The sequence below is a fragment of the Streptococcus danieliae genome (assembly GCF_025447695.1).
Classification (GTDB): domain Bacteria; phylum Bacillota; class Bacilli; order Lactobacillales; family Streptococcaceae; genus Streptococcus; species Streptococcus danieliae.
The window spans coordinates 1-2265 of record NZ_JAOBSU010000163.1 but is presented as its reverse complement, the minus strand read 5'-3'; the positions used below and the strand labels follow the sequence as shown (position 1 = coordinate 2265).

2 protein-coding genes are annotated in these 2265 nt (G+C 41.6%); both read right to left on the bottom strand.

The window, feature by feature from the left end; translation table 11 throughout:
• Window positions 1-133: 133 nt before the first annotated feature.
• Window positions 134-1177 (bottom strand): translation elongation factor Ts, encoded by a 1044-nt coding sequence (tsf, locus tag N4310_RS08240; protein WP_160332784.1) that lies wholly within the window; start codon window positions 1175-1177, stop codon window positions 134-136.
• Between the two features lie 67 nt (window positions 1178-1244).
• Window positions 1245-2027, bottom strand: coding sequence for a 30S ribosomal protein S2 (rpsB, locus tag N4310_RS08235; RefSeq protein ID WP_160332783.1), 783 nt, complete (start codon window positions 2025-2027; stop codon window positions 1245-1247).
• Between the last annotated feature and the right edge of the window lie 238 nt (window positions 2028-2265).

Sequence of the window (2265 nt, the reverse complement as noted above, 5' to 3'; positions counted from 1 at the left end):
TTGCTTTTTTTTGCACTCTGAATTACAAAAAAAGTTGCATGGAGAGCAAGCTTTCCACACAACTTATTATAGAACCGAAACAAGTCCCCACCTTATCATTTCCATATCTCCAAACAGAGTTTGTAATGGAATATTAGTCTTGACCAAGAGCCGCAGCCATTGTTGCAGCAACTTCTGATTCAAAGTCGTTTGAAGCTTTTTCGATTCCGTCTCCAACTTCGAAACGTGCGAAGGCAACAACAGATGCGTTCACAGAATCTAGGTAAGCTTCAACTGTTTTGCTGTCGTCCATAATGTAGACTTGTGCAAGAAGTGTGTAAGCTTGGTCAACTTTAGTATTGTCAAGCATGAAGCGGTCCATTTTACCTGGTACAATTTTGTCCCAGATTTTTTCTGGTTTACCTTCAGCAGCCAGTTCTGCCTTGATATCTGCTTCTGCTTGAGCAATCACTTCGTCAGACAATTGTGATTTAGATCCATATTTCAAGAATGGAAGAGCTGGTTTGTTAACCATTGCACGGCTTTCGTTATCTTGCTCGATTGCATGGTTCAATTGTGCCAACTCATCTTTCACGAATTGCTCATCCAACTCTTTGTAAGAAAGAACAGTTGGTTTCATCGCAGCGATGTGCATAGAGATTTGTTTTGCCAATGCTTCGTCGCCACCTTCGATGACAGAGATAACACCGATACGGCCGCCGTTATGTTGGTAAGCACCAAAAGCTTGGGCATCTGTTTTTTCCAACAAAGCGAAGCGACGGAAAGAGATTTTTTCTCCGATAGTTGCAGTTGCGTTTACGTATGCTGCTTCAAGAGTTTCACCTGAAGGCATTACCAAAGCAAGTGCTGCTTCGTTATCTGCTGGTTGACCTTCTGCAATTACTTTAGCAGTTTCGTTTACCAAGTTTACAAATTGTTCATTTTTCGCAACGAAGTCTGTTTCTGCGTTAACTTCAACAACTGCAGCAACGTTTCCGTTTACGTAAACACCTGTCAAACCTTCTGCAGCAACACGGTCAGCTTTTTTAGCTGCTTTCGCCATACCTTTTTCGCGAAGGAGTTCAATCGCTTTTTCGATGTCTCCTTCTACTTCAACCAAGGCTTTTTTGGCATCCATGACACCAGCACCAGATTTTTCACGTAGTTCTTTAACAAGAGCGGCTGTAATATTGGCCATTTGAGCTTCCTCCAAAATTTTTTAAAAAAGGACAGGACGGAGGTCACTGCCCTTTGGGGTTACAAGATTATTCGTTTGATCCTTCAACAACTTCAACGATTTCTTCGATTGAATCTGCTTGACCAGCTGCTGCTGCCATTTCAGCTTCAACAGAAGCAACGTTATCTTCACCTTGACGACCTTCGATAACAGCGTCAGCCATTTTCGCAGTAATCAATTTAACAGCGCGGATAGCATCATCGTTTGCAGGGATGATAACATCGATATCATCTGGATCAGTGTTTGTGTCGACCATCGCTACAACTGGGATTCCCAATTTTTTAGCTTCTTTCACAGCGATTTGCTCTTTGTGTGGGTCAACGACGTACATTACGTCAGGAATGCGTGGCATATCTTCGATACCACCCAAGAATTTCTCAAGACGTGCACGTTGTTTGTTCAAAAGTGCAACTTCTTTTTTAGGAAGAACGTCGAAGATTCCTTCTTCTTCCATACGTTTGATTTCTTTCAAACGAGCAACACGTTTTTGGATAGTTTCCCAGTTTGTAAGAGTTCCACCCAACCAACGGTGGTTGATGTAGTATTGACCAGCACGTTCTGCTTCCTCTTTAACAGCGTCAGCAGCTTGCTTTTTAGTACCAACAAACAAGATGATTGCATCTTCTGCAGCTGCATCACGCATGAAGTCGTATGCTTGGTCTGCAAATTTAACAGTTTGTTGCAAGTCAATTACGTGGATTCCATTACGCTCTGTGAAGATGTACTTAGCCATCTTAGGATTCCAGCGACGAGTTTGGTGACCGAAGTGTACACCAGCCTCAAGAAGTTGTTTCATTGAAATTACTGCCATGAGTATTTCTCCTTTAAAATGTTTTCTGCCTCTTTTGAATTTCAACTTGCAGGACGACCCGAAGGCAACCCCTCCCACAATTCATTCAAAATGAGTATTTGTTGCACAGCAACTCTTACATTATAAGGGATTTTTTAAAAAATGACAAGTAGGAACTTGAATGAATCATTCCCGTTGCTTATTCTTTTTGAAAATAATGTCAGGATTCTGACTCCTCATCATCAATTTCATAAAAATG

Coding starts and splice junctions, on each gene's coding strand:
- rpsB (WP_160332783.1), bottom strand. CDS start 2,027: ATGGCAGTAATTTCAATGAAACAACTTCTTGAGGCTGGTGTACACTTC.
- tsf (WP_160332784.1), bottom strand. CDS start 1,177: ATGGCCAATATTACAGCCGCTCTTGTTAAAGAACTACGTGAAAAATCT.